The sequence below is a fragment of the Alkalispirochaeta alkalica DSM 8900 genome, assembly GCF_000373545.1.
GTDB lineage: Bacteria > Spirochaetota > Spirochaetia > DSM-27196 > Alkalispirochaetaceae > Alkalispirochaeta > Alkalispirochaeta alkalica.
Map to the genome: position 1 here is coordinate 119623 of NZ_KB891703.1, position 16583 is coordinate 136205.

The window sequence follows — 16583 nt, forward strand, 5'->3', positions numbered from 1 at the left end:
GAGCACGCCTACCATCCGCCCAACCTCCGNTTCTATTCCCGGGAGCTGGGGTTCCGGCCGCAGATACAGAAACACGTCCTGATCGATGAGTCGACCTGGCGCTACGCGCCCGTGCGGGGCGAGTACGTGCCGATCCGGTTCTTTACCACCGGTTCGTCCTACCGTCTGGCGGGGGTCCTGCCGGGAAGGGTCCGTCTTTTTGGGACGGACGAGGCCTACGACGAACGGGGCGCCGATTGGGAGCAGGGGGGGCGAACCTATCCCGTCTTTCTTATGGGTGCCGACAACCTGGGCCGGGATCTCTTCTCGAGGATTCTCTACGGCAGCAGGATATCCCTCACCATCGGTTTCATCGGGATATCGATCTCCCTCTCGATCGCCATCGCTCTGGGGGGGCTCGCCGGCTACTACGGAGGCTGGATCGACTGGCTGATCATGCGAATCGCCGAGTTCGTGATCCTCATTCCCGGTCTCTATCTGATCCTCTTTCTGAGGAGCCTTCTCTCGCGGGAACTCGATTCGGGCCAGTCCTTTATGCTGATCACGGTGATCCTCTCCTTTGTGGGGTGGCCCGGGAGCGCCCGCCTTATCCGGGGGCTGGTGCACAGCATCAAGCGCGAGGATTTTGTGGTCAACGCCCGGCTCGAGAGCATTCCCCCCCTGGTGATCATCTTTCGTCACATCATCCCCCAGATGTCCTCGATCCTCATCGTGAGTGTGACTCTGGGGATTCCCGGGTTTATCCTGGGNGAGACCGTCCTGAGCTATCTCGGTCTGGGGATCGTGGACCCCGCCGTGAGCTGGGGAAGCCTCCTGAACCGGGAGATCTCCACCCTGGCGAACCTGAGGAACTTTCCCTGGTTTCTGTATCCCGGGCTCTTTCTGCTTCTGGCCACTCTGGCGTTTAACTTCATCGGTGATCTTCTGCGGGATCTCCTGGATCCCTACCATCGGGAGCGACCCTCCCCCCGGAAACGAAAGGAGACCTCGTGACGACGAAGACAGAACTTCTCGCCGTGGAGGCCCTTCAGGTGGACTTCGCCGTGCCCGGGGGACCGCTCCGGGCGGTGCGGGGCGTCTCTTTCCGCCTCGATCAGGGGGAGATTCTGGGGGTGGTGGGCGAGTCGGGGAGNGGCAAGAGCGTCACGGCCCACTCGATCCTGCGGCTTCTGCCCGGCAACGGAGCGATCACGGGGGGGAAGATCCTCTACCGCGGAGAGGATATCGCCCGCCTGAAGGCGGAGGAGCTGCGCCGGTACCGGGGCAAGGAGGCGGCCATGATCTTTCAGGAGCCGGGCCGCTCCTTTGACCCCCTCTATACCGTGGGNGCCTCCCTGAGCGAGACCCTGCGGGCCCACGCGCCGGAGATCTCNCCCCGGGAGGCCCGTGAACGGTCGATCCGGCTTCTGGAGGAGGTAAAGGTCCCCGATCCGGCCAGGAGGCTCGACAACTTTCCTCACCAGTTTTCCGGGGGGCTTCTGCAGCGAATCATGATCGCCCACGCCCTCGCGGCGGAACCGGCCGTGCTCGTTGCCGACGAGCCCACCACGGCTCTGGATGTGACGATCCAGGCGGGGATCATCGATCTTCTGCTGGATCTGCGGCGGAAGCGCAATCTGGCGATTCTCTTTATTACNCATAACCTGGCTCTNGTTTCGGGCTTTGCCGACCGGCTGGTGGTGATGTACGCCGGGGTCATTCTGGAAGANGGGCCCCCGGGGGATGTCTTGTCCCGGCCCCGGCACCCCTACACCGAGGCGCTCCTGAGGGGGCTTGTTCCTCTGGGCGCGCACCACCGGGACGGGCCCCTGCAGGGGCTGACGGGGGCGCCTCCCGATCCGCTGGCCCCCGAACCGGGGTGCCCNTTTGCTCCCCGGTGCTCCCTGGTGACCGCAGAATGCCGTGGCGGGCTTCCTCCCTGGCGGAGGGAGGGCGAGAGTTCCTTCCGCTGTCTGGTGCCCGGTCCCAAGGGTTCCGGGCCGGTCTCTCCCGGCGCCGGNGCCCCCCCTTCTGGTGAGGGTCCGCACCCTGGAGGAAGCCTGTGATTACCCTGGATCGCGTGGAGAAGCGCTACCCCCTGGATGCGGGATTCTTTGCCCGGCAGGACCGGTTTGTCCACGCCGTGCACGGCCTGAGCCTGGCCGTTGAGCCGGGAGAGATCTACGGCCTGGTGGGTGAATCGGGGTGTGGCAAGACCACCACGGCCCGGTTGATCGTCCGGATGGAGCGTCTNTCGGCGGGGGAGATCACCTTTCGCAGCCGCCAGGGAAAGGAGTATCGCCTTTCGCGGGTCGAGGGACAGGCCTTGAAGGAGATGCGNAGCCGGATTCGCTATATCTTTCAGGACCCTGCCCGCTCGCTGAACCCCCGGATGACCGTTCGGGAGGTGCTTCTCTCGGGGTACCGGTACGCACCGTCCTGGCCGGGGCGCGCCCGGGCCGAGGAAGAGGCCCGGCGAATTCTGGAAGAGGTGGGNCTTCGGGCGGGCGATCTTGACCGGCGTCCGGCCGATTTTTCGGGGGGGCAGCGTCAGCGGATATCCATCGCCCGGGCGCTCATCACGGGGCCGGAGGTGGTTATCTGCGATGAGGTGGTGAGTGCCCTGGACGCTTCCATCCAGGGGCAGATTCTGAATCTGCTTCTTCAGGTGCGGGAGGAGCGGAAATTGACGATGCTCTTTATTGGTCACGATCTGGCCGTGGTGGGGTATATGTGCGACCGGATCGGCGTCATGTACCGGGGGGTNCTGGTGGAGGAGGCCCCGGCGGGGGATCTCCTGAGGGAGCGGCATCACCCCTACACGAGGTATCTCTTCGACGCCCAGCCCGCTCTGGGGCGGCCCCGGAGCGAGACGCNCCTGAAACCTCCTGTTCCTCCGGGCTCGGGAGANCTCACGGTTCCCCCCGTGGCAGACCCTCGGGAGCTGATCATGACCGAGATCGCCCCGGGACACCGGGTGAGCGCCGCTTTTCAGGGNGCCCCGGGNCCGGGGGAGGGGTAGCCCCGAGGTTCGNCCTCAGGATTCGCTCTTCGGGTAGAGGATCGTGAAATCCATGCCGTGGCGGGGGTGGGCCATCATGGGTTCTGCCTGGTCGCGCCATTCCTTGTAGTGCCGGCTCTCCTTGTGGGCCAGGATCGCCCCCGAGTCGCGGTACATCTCGTAGAGCGCGTAGACGCCGGGGTTCTGCTCGTCCTTCAGCACGTCGAAACGAAGAACCCCCGGTTCCTCCAGGGAGGCTTCGTGGTTTTTGGCGGTGATTTCCTCGAACTGGTCGTAATATTCGGGCTTCACGCAAATGATAACGACTCGAACTTCCATTCCTATACGGTACGATACTTGTCCCGGTTTCGCAATCAAAATCTTCTGCTCCGGAGCAGGAGCAGAAGCAGAAGCAGGGATCGGCCGGGAAGCGACGAGGTGCGCCGGGGCCGTCCTTCACAAAGGCCCGGGGCGTCGCCGGATCTTTGACGAAGAGCGGTCCAGGCCGTATCTTTGCGATAGAATAGAGTGCCGGGGGTGCCCCCGGGGCAGCCTGCAGGGCACGATGAGAGAGGAACAAATCAGTTCCGGGACAAGGAGTCTGGTGTGAACAAGAATAGGGTGAACAGGAAGAGCGTGAGCAGAGATAGCGTGAAGAGAGAACCCGATACGAGAAGGAGCGGGACACACCGGAATCCCGGGACGACCCGGAGTCCCGGTAACGGAGGGGCAGGGAAGGCCCCGGTTTTTTTTCGGCGATCCTGGGTTCTGGCCCTGGTGATCGTCCTGGGGGTTTCGGCGGCATCGCCTCTCTGGGGACAGGCCGACCGCCGGGCCGAGGAACGGAGCCGTGTCGATCTGGCGGGGCTCGCCGAGGGGCCGGCTATTATCGGGGGCGGTATCATTCTGGGTGAACCCTCGGGGTTCACGGCAAAACTCTGGTTTACCGAGACGGGGTTCGCCGTCGACGCGGCCCTGGCCTGGTCCTTTCAGGATGACGCGGGTCTCTATCTCCACACGAACGCTCTCTATCACCTGACGATCATCGAGACGGCGGGGGGNCGGTATCTNTCCCCCTTTGTCGGAGGAGGTCTCTCCTATCGGNTCGGGTCTGATCACCGGGTGGAGGTTCGGGTGCCCCTGGGCCTCTCGGTGCTTCCCCTGGAGGAGCTGCCCCTGGAGTTCTTTGCCGAGATAGCACCCGGTGTGGGGATCGTGCCCGATACCTCTCCCAATTTCGGTGCAGGCATCGGGGTTCGCTATTTTCTTCCCTTTTAGGTCCTTTCTGCCGGAATAAGGCAGATCTGGATTTCCCGGGTGGCCGGTGCCGGTTCCGGTGGGGCTGCCGGTGCCGCTGCCGGTTCCGGTGGGGCTGGTGCCCGGGCAGGCGAACCTGCGGGGCGGCGGGTCCAGGTTTTCGTTGTCGGCACCCCTTTTTTGTGGTACAACACAACAATGCGTCTATCAGATCTGGAAATTGCCCAGGCCGCCCAGGTTGAACCGATTGAAACCATCGCGGCCAGACTCGGACTCGCCCCGGNGGAGTGGNTTCCCTGGGGAAGAAACATCGCCAAGGTTGACCCCCTTCTGGCCCGGGGTGAGCGCCACCCCGAAGCACGGTACATCGATGTTACGGCCATCACCCCGACNCCGCTGGGGGAGGGAAAGACAACCACCACCGTCGGCCTGACCCAGGGGCTGGGGGCGATCGGACGAAAGGGGATGTGCGCCATACGGCAGCCCTCGCAGGGGCCCACCTTCGGAATAAAGGGCGGTGCCGCCGGGGGTGGGTACAGCCAGGTTCTCCCCATGGAGGATTTCAACCTCCACCTGACCGGCGACATCCACGCGATCACGGCGGCTCACAACCTGATCGCTGCGGCGATCGATAACCAGATGTACCACGAGTCACGCTGGTCCGATTCCTTCTTCCAGAAGCGGGGGATCCAGAAGGTCCACATCGACCCCTACGAGATATCGTGGAACCGCGTCCTCGATCTGAACGACCGTTCTCTCCGCTCCGTCGTCACCGGTCTGGGAGCGCTCGCCGACGGGCCGCTCCGTCAGGGCGGGTTCGATATTACCGTGGCCAGCGAGCTTATGGCGGTTCTTGCCCTGGCCCGGGACCTGCGGGACCTGCGGGAGCGGATAGGCCGGATCGTGGTGGCCCTGGACCGCAGGGGTGCGCCGGTGACAACCGAGGACCTCGGGGTAGCTGGCGCGGCCACGGTACTGCTCCGGGATGCCCTGTGGCCCAACCTGCTCCAGACTCTGGAAGGCCAGCCCGCCTTTGTTCACGCGGGACCCTTTGCCAATATCGCCCACGGAAACTCCTCGGTCATGGCAGACCGGATCGCCCTGGCCCGGGGCGGTTTTCTGGTGACCGAGAGCGGTTTCGGTGCTGATATCGGCATGGAGAAGTTTTTTGATATCAAGTGCCGGGTCAGCGGGATCATGCCCGATGCGGTTGTTCTGGTCGCCACGATCCGGGCCCTGAAGATGCACGGCGGGGGGCCTNCCGTGACACCGGGCCGCCCCCTGCCGCAGGAATACTGCCAGGANAACCTCGATCTGCTGAGGTCGGGCCTGGACAACCTGCGTGCCCATATCAGGATCGCTGCTCTCTTTGGCGTTCCCCTGGTGGTGGCGGTGAACGCCTTCGACACCGATACGGAGGGGGAGCTCGCGCTGGTTCGCGAGGCGGCGCTCCGCGAGGGGGCNGCCGACGCCGTGGTTACCCGCCATCACGCCCGGGGTGGTGAGGGCGCTGCGGCCCTGGCCGAGGCCGTGGCCCGGGCAGCCGACGCACCCCGCACCACCGAACCGCGNCACCTCTACGANCTTTCGCTTCCTCTGGAGGAGAAGCTGCGTACCGTGGCAACCCGGGTCTACGGGGCCAAAGATATCGAGCTGAGTCCCCTGGCGCGTCGCCAGATCGAACGGTACGAGGAGGAGGGCTACGGCACCATGCCGGTTTGTATCGCCAAGACCCATCTCTCCCTGAGCCACGACCCCGCTTTGAAAAATGCGCCGGAAAACTTTATCTTTCCGGTACGGGAGTTGCGGCCCAGTGCAGGTGCCGGCTTTGTCTACGCTCTGGCCGGGGACATCCGGACAATGCCGGGGCTTCCCAGCGTTCCCGCCTTTCGCGGGGTCGACATCGATGTAGAGACGGGGCAGATCACGGGACTGTTCTAGTACAGCAGAAGGGCGCCGGGGGCGCAGGAGGCAGCGATGAAGCGCGTGTTGGTTGTTGGCGCGGGGTTCGGGGGACTATCAGCGGCGGCGTTCCTTGCCCGGGACGGCTATGATGTTACAGTTCTCGAGAAGAACAGCTGGGTCGGCGGTCGGGCGCGCGAGTTCACGCGGGAGGGGTTCCGCTTTGACATGGGGCCCAGCTGGTACTGGATGCCCCGGGAGCACGACCAGTGGTTTCAGAAGATGGGCCGTTCCCGGGAGGAGTTCTACGAGATCCACCGGGTCGACCCCAGCTATCGCGTCTANTTTGATACCCCTCCCGGGGAGGGGCCGGAGTTCTNCCTGGATATTCCGGCCGACCCCGGTGAAGCACGGAAGGTCTTCGAAGGGATCGAGCCCGGGAGCGGAGAGCGTCTGGGCCGCTACCTGGAGGATTGCGCGGCCAAGTATACCCTGGCCATGGACAGCTTTATCTTCCGCAACTATTATTCGATCTTCGATTTTCTGCACCCCCGGGTTGTGCCGCACCTGCCCCGGCTGAACCTCTTTCAGAGCTACGCNGCGCGGGTGCGGCGACAGGTTCAGAGCCCGGCGCTCCGGAAAATCCTGGAGTTTCCCGTGGTCTTTCTGGGCAGCCGGGCGGGGAAGACNCCTGCGGTCTATACGCTCATGAACCACGTCGATTTTTCTCTNGGGACCTGGTATCCCCAGGGCGGGTTTTCCGCCGTTGCCCGGGCGATGCAGCAGGTCTGCGAGGACCTGGGGGTTCGNTTCCGCCTGGGTCACGAGGTAACGGCCCTCCGTGTGGAGCAGGGGCGTGCCCGGTCCGCATCGGTTCACACCCAGGCGGGCGAGACCTATCAGGAGGAGTTCGATCAGGTGGTGGCCAACGCCGATTATCACCACGTGGAGCAGCAGCTCCTNTCGCCGGAATACCGGTCNGTCTCTCCCGGCCAGTGGGATCGCCTCTCCCTGGCTCCGGCTGTGGTGAACTACTACCTTGCCTTTGATCGGCCCCTGGATGAGTTCCAGCACCATACCTTCTTTTTTGATGCCCCCTGGGAAGAGCATTTTCAGGCGGTCTACGAGAAGCCCCGGTGGATCGATAAGCCCCTCTTCTACCTGCACCTGCCATCCCGGACGGACAGAACCTGTGCGCCTCCGGGAAAGGAGGCGCTCTTTCTCCTGATCCCCGTTGCTCCGGGGCTGGAAGANACCCCNAAACAGCGCCAGATCTATCTGGATCAGGCGCTGGACCGAATGGAGGAGAAAACCGGTCGGCCTTTACGNAAACATCTGATCTTTCAGGAGACCATGTCCCTGCGGGAGTTCTCCCGGGACTACCACGCCTTCAAGGGGAACGCCTTCGGCCTGGGTCAGACCCTCTTTCAGACGGCCTGGTTCAGGTTGAAAAACAGGTCGAAAAAGGTGTCAAATCTTTACTACGCCGGGCAGTATACCGTCCCGGGGACGGGNACAACCATGAGCATGATCAGCGGAGAGGTGGTAGCCTCCCGCCTGCGTGAGGGCCGGTAAGGGGGGACAGACCCCCGGGCTGCCTGGTATGTCGCCAGCCCGGCGCGGGAGAGTTCACGGGGCTGGGCTACCTGTCTGCGGGCCCGGCCTCTGCTTCGACTCGGGCGCGGCTGGGCCGGGTGTGAGGCGCAGGAGCTCTCCAGGGGTACCCTGGCCGGAGTACGCGAGTGCAGACAGGCANCGACAGAGACGCGATTACAGAGAGGATAGAACGGGAATGAGCTGGTTTGGAAAGATACTGGGAGGGACGATCGGTCTGGTGATCGGAGGAGGCCCGCTGGGAGCGGTGGCGGGTGCCGCGATCGGGCACCATCTCTTTGACAAGGAGCCCCAGGAAGCAGGAGCAGCCCGGCAGGGAAGTACCCGGCGGGCCTGGGCCTTCCAGGAGGATCCCNTCCCGGGCGCGCAGGCCCGGCACCGGGAGGAGCGTCGCCGGGAGGACCGTCACCGCGAAGAGCGCCAGGCGGCGTTTTTTCTGGCCCTCTTCTCCATCCTGGGAAAGCTCGCCAAGGCCGACGGCAGAATTACCCGGGAGCAGGGAGAGGCGGTGGTCTCNTTCCTGGACAGGATGGGTGTCACGGGGCAACAGCGCGCCTTTGCGATCCGGGTCTTCAACGAGGCAAAAAATTCGCCCTACTCGGTGGAGGAGTTTGCCCGNCAGTTTGCCCAGTGCACCCGGAACCAGCCCGATCTCCGGGCAAGTCTGATCGANATGCTCTTCGANACGGCGCTGGCAAACAAGGAATTNCATCCCGAGGAAGAGAAGATCATCGCCTCGGTCGCCTCGGTCCTGGGCGTTTCGGCNGGGGAGTTACGGGCGATCAAAGACAAGCATCTCGGTGGAGCCGATTACGCCTTTTCCGTGCTGGGTCTCACGCCCGAGGCGAGCGACGAGGAGTTGCGCCAGACCTACCGCCAGCTGGTGCAGGAGTACCACCCCGACCGGATTGTGGCTCAGGGGATGCCCCAGGAGTTTGTAGAGTACGCTTCGGAACGGTTTCGGGAGATCCAGGAGGCCTGGAACGTGATAAAGCGGGAACGCCGACTCTGAAGCAGCCGGCGGCCGCTACGGCAGGAGTTCCTCCGCCCCCTCCAGGTGGGCGGCCACNAGCCCCTGGGGTCTGATCTCCAGGGGGACCACGGACCCCTCNCCGAAGGCCCGTTCCAGGGCGCGGGTGTATTCGGGGAGCAGATCGTCGGGAATGACCGCCAGCATGGTGCCGGCAAAGCCCCCCCCGTGGACGCGACAAGCTCCTGTAGCCTGGCGGTGTTCCAGGTACGATCTGGTCAGGGCGAGCCCCAGGGCCAGAGACTGATCCCGCGATGCTCCCCCGGTGGTAATATTCTGGAGCAGTCTGGCGCTTGAGTCGCCGCTCTCGTTCATGATCTGGAGAATTTCCGTGGTCTTCCGGGAATCGGCTGCGTCGGCAAAGGCCAGAACCCGATCCTGTTCGTCAAAGAAGTGAAGTGCCCGCAGGATCGCCCGGTCTCCCGCCTGGGACCGGAGCGACGAGAGGTGCGCCAGGAGCTGCTTGCGGGAGCTTCCCGAGAGGGTCTCTGCCCCCAGCCCTTTGGCAACGGCCCCCATCTCCCGGGGAATCGAGGCGTAGTCATCGGTGAGATCGGCGTGGGACCCCCCCGTGTGCACCACCACCAGGGTNTGGTTGGTGCGGGAGAAATCCACGTCCATCCGGTGGATTCGGGGCTCCCGGGGCTCGATGAAGTCGATGGCGTTCATACCGCCCAGGGCCGATGCGAGCTGATCCATGAGCCCGCTGGGCTTGTTCATGTGGGTGTTCTCGGCGTANTTCCCCGCCAGGGCCGCTTCCAGGGGCGAGATATTAACCCCCGCCAGGACAGCGTGAACCCCCGCCAGGGCGACCTCCAGGGCTGCCGATGAGCTGAGTCCGCTTCCCGGGAGAACCCGGCTCTCCATGCACCCCCAGTAGGGGGGGGCGGGCAGATCCCGCTGGGCAAGCCCCTCGGCGACCCCCAGCATGAGCCGCTCCGTGTCGTGGGAGGCCTCATCGGGCCGGGCCAGGTCCAGGGAAAACTCCCGGTCCCAGCCGAGGGAGAGAAGGCGCAGGGTGCTCTCCCGGGGAGCCCGGGCCGGGCCGGCCACAACGAGCGTGTCCTGGGTGATCGCTGCTGCAACGACGCGCCCGTTGTTGTGGTCCGTATGGTTCCCGATTATCTCGGTGCGCCCCGGGGCGCTCACCACCACCGTGGGGTCCGCTCCGTAGGTCCGGCGGTAGCGCCGCTGCAGTTCCGCCACGCGTCGGGGACCGTCGGTTACATGGCTCAGCATCTCCGGGATTGGCAGTATCATTCTGCACCGTCCGCAGCGCTGCCTTCTGCGCCACTCCCGTCGGTGGCTTCACCAGCCCCGGCTTCGGTTCCCCCGGTTCGTTCTTCGATGATCTCCAGGAGCCGTCCCGCGAGCACCAGGGGCCATTCGGGCAGACCCTGCCTCGCCTCTTCGTCCTCGTAGGCGGCAATAATCGCCTCGAAGCCTTCCCGGGCCTCGTCGTAGTTCTTTTGCTTGTAGGAAATAAAGGCGATCTCGTACCTGGCTTCCATGATGGCGCCACGGTCCTCGGGGAAGCGTCGGGAAAACTCGCGGTAATAGCGAAGGGCCAGATTCCACTGGTTCCGGTCGGCCGCTTCCTGGGCTCGCTGGAACATCTCCATGCGGCTGAGATCGGGAGGAATCTCCTCGGGGGTGCTCTCGCAACCCGTCAGGGCCGTTGCGGAGAGGAGAAGCAGAAAAACACAGGCCAGAGCCGGCAGGCTCTTTCCGGAGAGGAAGTGCGACTGTCTCATCGTGAAAAAGCTAGCACGTTTGCAGAGCTCCTGCAAGCTCGATAGAATCATGCTCCTATGATAGCTACAGTGGTGAACGTTGTCGCCGTTATTCTGGGGACGATGGTGGGTCTCCTGGCGGGAAAGGGTCTGGGGGGGAATTTCCGGAGCGTTGTCTTCACCGGTATCGGGGTCGTGACGATCCTTCTGGGAGTCCAGATGGCCCTGGAGACGGAGCGAATTCTCTATCTGGTGATTTCCCTCGTGGTGGGGGGGCTCGCCGGAACGGCCCTGGAGATCGAGGACCGGATCTACCGGTGGGGCGAGATGATCAAGCGAAGGCTCCCCCGGCACGCCGGGTCTGATCATTCCTTCGCCGAGGGGTTCCTGATGGCCACGGTCCTCTTCTGCGTGGGGGCTCTGGCGATTATCGGGGCCTTTCAGGCCGGTGTGGAGCAACGCTATTCGCTGCTTCTGACAAAGTCCGTGATGGATGGAGCCATGGCGGTGCTGCTCACGGCCGCCTACGGTCTGGGTGTGGGGTTCTCGGCGATCCCGATCCTGCTCTATCAGGGGGGGCTGACCCTGGCAGCGGGGCTCCTGTCTCCCCTGGTGACNCCCCTGATGCTGAGCGAGATCAGCGGCGCGGGCGGTGCCATCGTGGTGATGATCGGCCTGAANCTTCTGGAGCTGCGCAAGATAAAGACGGCTGACTTTCTTCCGGCCCTGGTGGTGGTGGTGCTTCTGGTGGTGGCCGACCCCTGGATCGGCAGGTTTATTCTCTAGCGCTGCCGCTGTTCTGCTTCCCCGGTCTGGCTTGAGAGGGGACCGGCCCGGAGGGGAGGCACGGAGTACCCGAAGCCGGCCCGGAGGCCCGGCGNGCCCGAAGGCGCTCCAGGCGTTCCTGTCCGGGCCGGTCCCCGGCGGAGGGTTGGGGGATCACTCGTTCCAGGCGATGAGCCCCGGGACGTAGGGGTGTACCAGATCGGGGTGGTTGGGCATCACCCTGATCGCGTAGCCCTGACGACCCGCCAGCTTGCACCGAACCTTTCCCCGGTAGGTATGAAGGGTCCCTTCGGAGTTGTGGACTTTCATCGCCACGACCTCGGGCTCCTCCAGATCACCCTGGGCGGTAATCCGGCCCGTGTAGAGCTGTACCTCCACCTGATCGGGGGCGATCTCTCCCAGCTGAACAGAGCAGGTCACGGAGAAGGAATCGCCCACCTTCAGGCTCCGGCTGAGCTCATCGTTGAGGGTGCTGATGGAGATCGTCTCCCACTGGGACTGGAGGGTCTGCAGGTAGGCTGCCAGGTCCCGGGGCTGGGCAAAGTCGTCGCGCTTTATCCTNTCGTAGTTCTTCAGGGCGGGGAGGTAGAACTTCTCGGCGTACTGCAGGAGCATCCGGCTTGTAGAAAACTGACCTCCCAGTTTGCTCATGGACTCCTTCATGCGGTGGATCCACTCCCGGGGCAGACCGTCCAGACTCCGGTCGTAGTAGGCCGGAATGATCTCCCGTTCCAGGATGTCGTAGAGGAGTTTGCTNTCTATCTCGTCCTGGAGTTCCTCGTCGGCGTATTCTTCGCCCGCTCCGATGGCGTAGCCCAGCTCGGTGTTGTATCCCTCGTCCCACCAGCCGTCGAGGACGGAGAAGTTCTGGACCCCGTTGATGGCGGCCTTCATGCCGCTGGTTCCGCTGGCCTCCAGGGGCCTCCGGGGTGTGTTGAGCCAGATATCACTGCCCGTGACCAGATGCTTGGCGATCTCCAGATCGTAGTTCTCGAGGAAGACGATCTTGCTCCGTATCTCGGGATCGCTGGCGTAGTGGACGATATCCTTGATGAGGTTCTTGCCGGGGATATCGTGGGGATGGGCCTTGCCCGCGAAGATAAGCTGCACGGGGCGGTCCGGGTTGGTCAGGAGCCGCTTGAGCCGCTCGGGGTCCCGGAAGAGCAGGGTGGCGCGCTTGTAGGTGGCAAAGCGGCGGGCAAAGCTGATGGTCAGGGTGTAGGGCGAGAGGACCTCCTCGGCAAAGGCCTGCTGGACCTGGCTTGCCCCGCGCCGCAGNAGNTGCTGNCGCAGGCGCTTTCGCGCGAAAGCCACGAGCTTGTTCTTTCTGATCTCGTGGGTTCGCCAGAGTTCCTCGTCGGAGATACGGTCCATGCGTTTCCAGATATCCAGATGCGTGGGGTCATCGTCGAAGCGGGGGCCGAAGTAGCGGTCCAGAAGTTCCTTCATCTCGGGGCTCAGAAAGCTCCGGGTGTGAACACCGTTGGTGACATGACCGATGGGGATCTCCTCCCGGGGGAGGTCCTGCCAGATCTGCTGCCACATCTGTCGCGAGACCTCGCCGTGGAGTTTGCTCACGCCGTTGTTGTAGGCGCTGAGACGGATCGCCAGGACGGTCATGCAGAAGGGCTCCTGGGTGTCGGCGGGGTTCTCCCTGCCCAGGGCGATGAACTCTTCCCAGGAAAACCCCGTTCCATCGGTGATCGCGTGGAAGTACTTGTGCATCATGTCGATGCCGAACCGCTCGTTGCCGGCGGGCACGGGGGTGTGGGTGGTAAAGATGTTGGTTGGCCAGAGCGCCTGCATGGCTTCGTGGCGGCTCATTCCCTGGTGCTGGACGTACTCGCGGATTCGCTCGAGTCCCAGGAACGCCGAGTGTCCCTCGTTCATGTGGGTTACGGCGGGGTTGATTCCCAGGGCCCGGAGCGCCCGGATTCCGCCGATTCCCAGGAGAATTTCCTGCTTGATCCGCGTCTCCCGGTCCCCTCCGTAGAGCGATGCCGTGATGCGCCGGTCTTCGGGCGTGTTCTGTTCCACGTTGGCATCGAGGAGGTAGAGGCTGGTTCTGCCGATCCGGGCTTCCCAGATGCAGGCCGTCACCAGGGAGGCGGGAAACTGGACGGTGACCGTTACNTCGGCGCCGTCCTTGTCGGTGACCTTCCGGACGGGCATGTTGTACCAGTCGTTCTCGGGATAGCTCTCCTGCTGGAACCCGTCGGCGTTGAGGTACTGCTGAAAGTAGCCCTGCTGNTAGAGGAGGCCTACCCCGACCAGGGGAAGGCCCAGGTCGCTGGCGCTCTTCATGTGGTCCCCCGAGAGGATTCCCAACCCTCCCGAATAGATGGGGAGACTCACATCGAGGCCGTATTCCATGGAAAAGTAGGCGATGGTATTTTTACGGGAACCCCGGTACCAGGTATCCTTGCCGGACTTGTACCGCCGGAACCGGTCCACCACGGCCCGCAGGGCCGCCAGGTAGGAATCGTCCCGGGAGAGGGCCTCGTAGCGTTCCTGGCTTACCAGCCCCAGCATCCGGACGGGGTTCTGGCCGCTTTTTACCCAGGCATCAAAATCCAGCCTGATAAAAAGGTTGAGCGCATCGTGGTTCCAGCTCAGCCACAGATCGTGGGCGATCTCTTCCAGTGGCTTGAGATCCTTGGGAATCTGGGGGCTCACGCTAAATTCTTGGTATTTCATACCAGTAAACGGTATGGATGTGCCCCCGTTATGTCAACTGATTTTCTCGGGATGTTCGTCAACAATGGGCAGAAGGACCACCTCCTTGCCCGTTATTTCCAGGGCGTTGATCTCCTGCACGGCCCGGTCCAGGGCCTGTCGGGTGCAGGTGTGGGTGGTGATCACCACGGGGATCAGCTCCTGCCCGCGGGCCTGCTCGTTCTGGTGNAGACTGGCGATGCTGATCTGCTCCCTGGCCAGGATCGTGCTGATCGCTGCCAGCACGCCCGGTTTGTCCTCGGCCATGATGCGCAGGTAGAACCGGAGTTCCTCGCTCCCCGCAGGCAGCTGGGTGGCTCCGCCGTTCCGGTCGGGCCAGAAGCCGGTGTGGGCAAAGATGGTGGGGGTGATTCCCAGGGCGAGGCCCAGGACGTCCGAGATCACGGCGCTCGCCGTGGGGTCACCCCCGGCACCGCGTCCGTAGAAGAGGGTGTGGCCCACGGCGTGGCCGTAGATACTCACGGCGTTAAAGGGGCCCTCGACCCAGGCCAGGGGGTGTTCCCGGGAGATGAAGGCCGGACCGACCCACATGGCCACGCCCTGGGGGTGGCGGTGCGCCACGGCCAGGAGCTTCACCACGTAGCCCAGATCCCTGCCGGTGAGGACGTCCTGCTCGTCCAGGTCNTCGATCCCCGAGACGGGGATGCCCGCAAAATCGGGAGATATTCCGAAGGCCAGGGAGCTCATGATGGCGATCTTGTGGGCCGTGTCCCCGCCCTGGACGTCCAGGCTGGGGTCTGCTTCGGCCAGGCCGATTTCCTGGGCCTGCTCCAGGGCATCGGCGTAGGAACTGCCCTTGTGGATCATCTCGGTGAGAATGTAGTTGCTGGTGCCGTTGAGAATACCGTAGACGGCGTCGATCTCGTTGGCCAGAAGGCCATCGGTTATGGCCCGGATAACGGGGATACCCCCGGCGCAGCTCGCCTCGAACCCGATGGTGAGCCCCTGCTGNCGGGCCCTGGCAAAGAGTTCCGGGCCGTGAAGGGCCAGGAGCGCCTTGTTGGCCGTGATGACGTGCTTGCCCGCGTCCAGGGCACGCATGATCAGGGTTCGGGGAAACTCAACTCCCCCGGCCAGCTCGATCACGGCGTCCAGGGAGGGGTCGGCCAGGACCGGTTCGATCCCGGAACAGAAGAGTTCCTCCGGGAGGCCCAGACTGCGGGCGTGATCGAAGGACTTGTCTACCAGGGCAGCTACCTCGATCTCCACGCCGCTGCGACGCAGGAGCAGTTCCTTGTCCTGTATNAGGATGCGGGCCGTTGCCCCTCCGACGGTTCCACACCCCACAAGGGCAACGCGAATACGCTTTCTGGCACTCATGGGCCGCATGGTACGGACTGTTCCTGTCGTTGTCAACGAGGATGCTCCCTGCTATGCTCTTTCCGAGTATGGCGAAATCACGGACCGCGCAATTGCAGATACCGGAACCGATTGGAATGACCCTGGTCTCGGCCGATGCCGCCCGGCAGATCGCCGGGGAAAACCCCCGGTTTGATCTTTTTGATTCCCCCGGGAGCGAGGGGGAGCCCGGCGGGATGGCCCGGGGGGAGCGCTCCCGACTNTTTCCTCTGGTGATNGCCCTGGCGCCCGAATCGCTGCAGGGGGGNGTGCCAGGGCGGGATCTGGAGCGCTTCCTCCGCCATGGCTGTGCGGGGGAAGGCCCTGCAGGAGCTTCNCCCGGCACCCTTGATGAATGCCCCGGGGTGAGCGCTCCCGGGGGGGNCGGCGGGGATCGCACCGGGGGTGATTTCGTGCGGGAGAATCCGCTCCTTCTGGTCTGGGGGCATCGCATGCTGGAGGGGGTCGCCCCGGGGGTTCGGCTTCCGGCGGTGCTGGTGGATATCGGGGCGGGAGAACCGGCGCTCCTCCGGGCTGCCCTGGTCCGGGAGGGCCGGGCCGGTAGCTACAGCTGGCGGGAGATGGACCGGATNTACGGCGTGGCCCGGGAGATCGGTGCCGGGGACCCCGACGATCTGGTAGATCCTTCCCGACCTGCGGGCCCTCTGGTCTCGCGGTATCGGGAACTTCCCCCTGTCCTGCAGGGGGCNCTGAATGCGAACCTCCTGGATCTGCGCACGGCCGGACGCGCAGCGGGGTTGCCCGAGANGCTTCTGGGGCCCCTGCTGAAGCTCTCGGAGNCCCTCTCCTTCAGCCGCAGGCGCCAGTTTCTGGTTGCGGCCGAGGAGTTGTGCCGGGCCGGAGGGGATGCTCCGGTGGGAGCGCTTCTGGAGCGCCTGTGGGGGGATTCTCCGGGGGNGCTCCCCGGACAGCCTTCCGGGAAGGGGTCCGGCGGGTNCGNCGGGGAGAGCTCTCCGGCCCTGGCCGAAGAGGCNTTCAGNGAGGTGATGAACCACCGCTACCCCCGGCTGCGCCGTCTCGAGGCGGCTGTCCGGGCCGTGCAGGAAGGAACTCTGCGGGGAAGCGGTGTCCGCCTGGAGCCGCCANCCCGGTTTGAGGGATCGCGGTACCGTATCTCCTTCGAGGCAGGATCGGTGGAAGAATTACGACGCCGCCTGGGTGCGGTACAGAAGATGGAGCAGGACCT

The 16583-nt window shown here is 64.3% G+C and carries 12 protein-coding genes; 7 read left to right on the plus strand and 5 right to left on the minus strand.

All coding sequences use genetic code 11. The features are described from left to right. The first annotated feature begins 273 nt into the window (after positions 1-273). The 3 genes from B071_RS20470 to B071_RS16400 all read left to right on the plus strand — a co-directional run bounded on the left by B071_RS20470 (position 274) and on the right by B071_RS16400 (position 3001). Positions 274-993 carry an ABC transporter permease gene (locus B071_RS20470; protein ID WP_498365800.1) on the plus strand — a complete coding sequence of 240 codons (720 nt, stop codon included), beginning with the start codon at positions 274-276 and terminating at the stop codon, positions 991-993. A 74-nt stretch (positions 994-1067) separates the two neighbouring features. After that, the gene (locus B071_RS19430) at positions 1068-2045 is read left to right on the plus strand and encodes an ABC transporter ATP-binding protein (protein ID WP_498365801.1); all 978 of its coding nucleotides are present in this window, start codon (positions 1068-1070) and stop codon (positions 2043-2045) included. A 77-nt stretch (positions 2046-2122) separates the two neighbouring features. After that, positions 2123-3001: an ATP-binding cassette domain-containing protein gene (locus tag B071_RS16400; protein WP_438829623.1), complete on the plus strand. Its 879-nt coding sequence runs from the start codon at positions 2123-2125 to the stop codon at positions 2999-3001. Positions 3002-3016: 15 nt separating this feature from the next. Here the strand turns inward: B071_RS16400 and B071_RS0107035 are convergent, their stop codons facing one another. Next, on the minus strand, positions 3017-3319 hold the full coding sequence (locus tag B071_RS0107035) for an antibiotic biosynthesis monooxygenase (protein WP_026245061.1): 303 nt from the start codon (positions 3317-3319) through the stop codon (positions 3017-3019). Positions 3320-4435: 1116 nt separating this feature from the next. On the opposite strand from B071_RS0107035, the gene B071_RS0107045 reads away from it, so the two are divergent. The 3 genes from B071_RS0107045 to B071_RS0107055 all read left to right on the plus strand — a co-directional run bounded on the left by B071_RS0107045 (position 4436) and on the right by B071_RS0107055 (position 8765). Then, positions 4436-6178 carry a formate--tetrahydrofolate ligase gene (locus tag B071_RS0107045; protein WP_026245062.1) on the plus strand — a complete coding sequence of 581 codons (1743 nt, stop codon included), beginning with the start codon at positions 4436-4438 and terminating at the stop codon, positions 6176-6178. Positions 6179-6214: 36 nt separating this feature from the next. Next, the gene (locus B071_RS0107050; RefSeq protein WP_018526402.1) at positions 6215-7714 is read left to right on the plus strand and encodes a phytoene desaturase family protein; all 1500 of its coding nucleotides are present in this window, start codon (positions 6215-6217) and stop codon (positions 7712-7714) included. Between the two features lie 217 nt (positions 7715-7931). Continuing rightward, positions 7932-8765 carry a TerB family tellurite resistance protein gene (locus B071_RS0107055; protein ID WP_018526403.1) on the plus strand — a complete coding sequence of 278 codons (834 nt, stop codon included), beginning with the start codon at positions 7932-7934 and terminating at the stop codon, positions 8763-8765. 15 nt (positions 8766-8780) lie between these two features. On the opposite strand, the gene B071_RS16410 is transcribed toward B071_RS0107055, so the two are convergent. Beyond that, positions 8781-10043, minus strand: a complete 1263-nt coding sequence (locus B071_RS16410) for a galactokinase (RefSeq protein WP_018526404.1) — start codon at positions 10041-10043, stop codon at positions 8781-8783. After that, complete coding sequence (locus B071_RS16415) at positions 10040-10537, minus strand: outer membrane protein assembly factor BamD (protein WP_018526405.1); 498 nt, start codon at positions 10535-10537, stop codon at positions 10040-10042. The genes B071_RS16410 and B071_RS16415 overlap by 4 nt, the downstream gene beginning before the upstream one ends. Before the next feature lie 57 nt (positions 10538-10594). On the opposite strand from B071_RS16415, the gene B071_RS0107070 reads away from it, so the two are divergent. Next, positions 10595-11302 (plus strand): DUF554 domain-containing protein, encoded by a 708-nt coding sequence (locus tag B071_RS0107070; RefSeq protein WP_018526406.1) that lies wholly within the window; start codon positions 10595-10597, stop codon positions 11300-11302. 153 nt (positions 11303-11455) lie between these two features. On the opposite strand, the gene glgP is transcribed toward B071_RS0107070, so the two are convergent. Beyond that, positions 11456-13999: an alpha-glucan family phosphorylase gene (gene glgP, locus B071_RS0107075; RefSeq protein WP_026245063.1), complete on the minus strand. Its 2544-nt coding sequence runs from the start codon at positions 13997-13999 to the stop codon at positions 11456-11458. A 33-nt stretch (positions 14000-14032) separates the two neighbouring features. Beyond that, positions 14033-15367 (minus strand): homoserine dehydrogenase, encoded by a 1335-nt coding sequence (locus B071_RS0107080; RefSeq protein ID WP_018526408.1) that lies wholly within the window; start codon positions 15365-15367, stop codon positions 14033-14035. Positions 15368-16583: the final 1216 nt, after the last annotated feature.

Bases quoted from the DNA above. Each gene is read 5' to 3' on its own strand.
- B071_RS0107035 (WP_026245061.1), bottom strand. From the start codon at position 3,319: ATGGAAGTTCGAGTCGTTATCATTTGCGTGAAGCCCGAATATTACGAC.
- B071_RS16415 (WP_018526405.1), bottom strand. From the start codon at position 10,537: ATGAGACAGTCGCACTTCCTCTCCGGAAAGAGCCTGCCGGCTCTGGCC.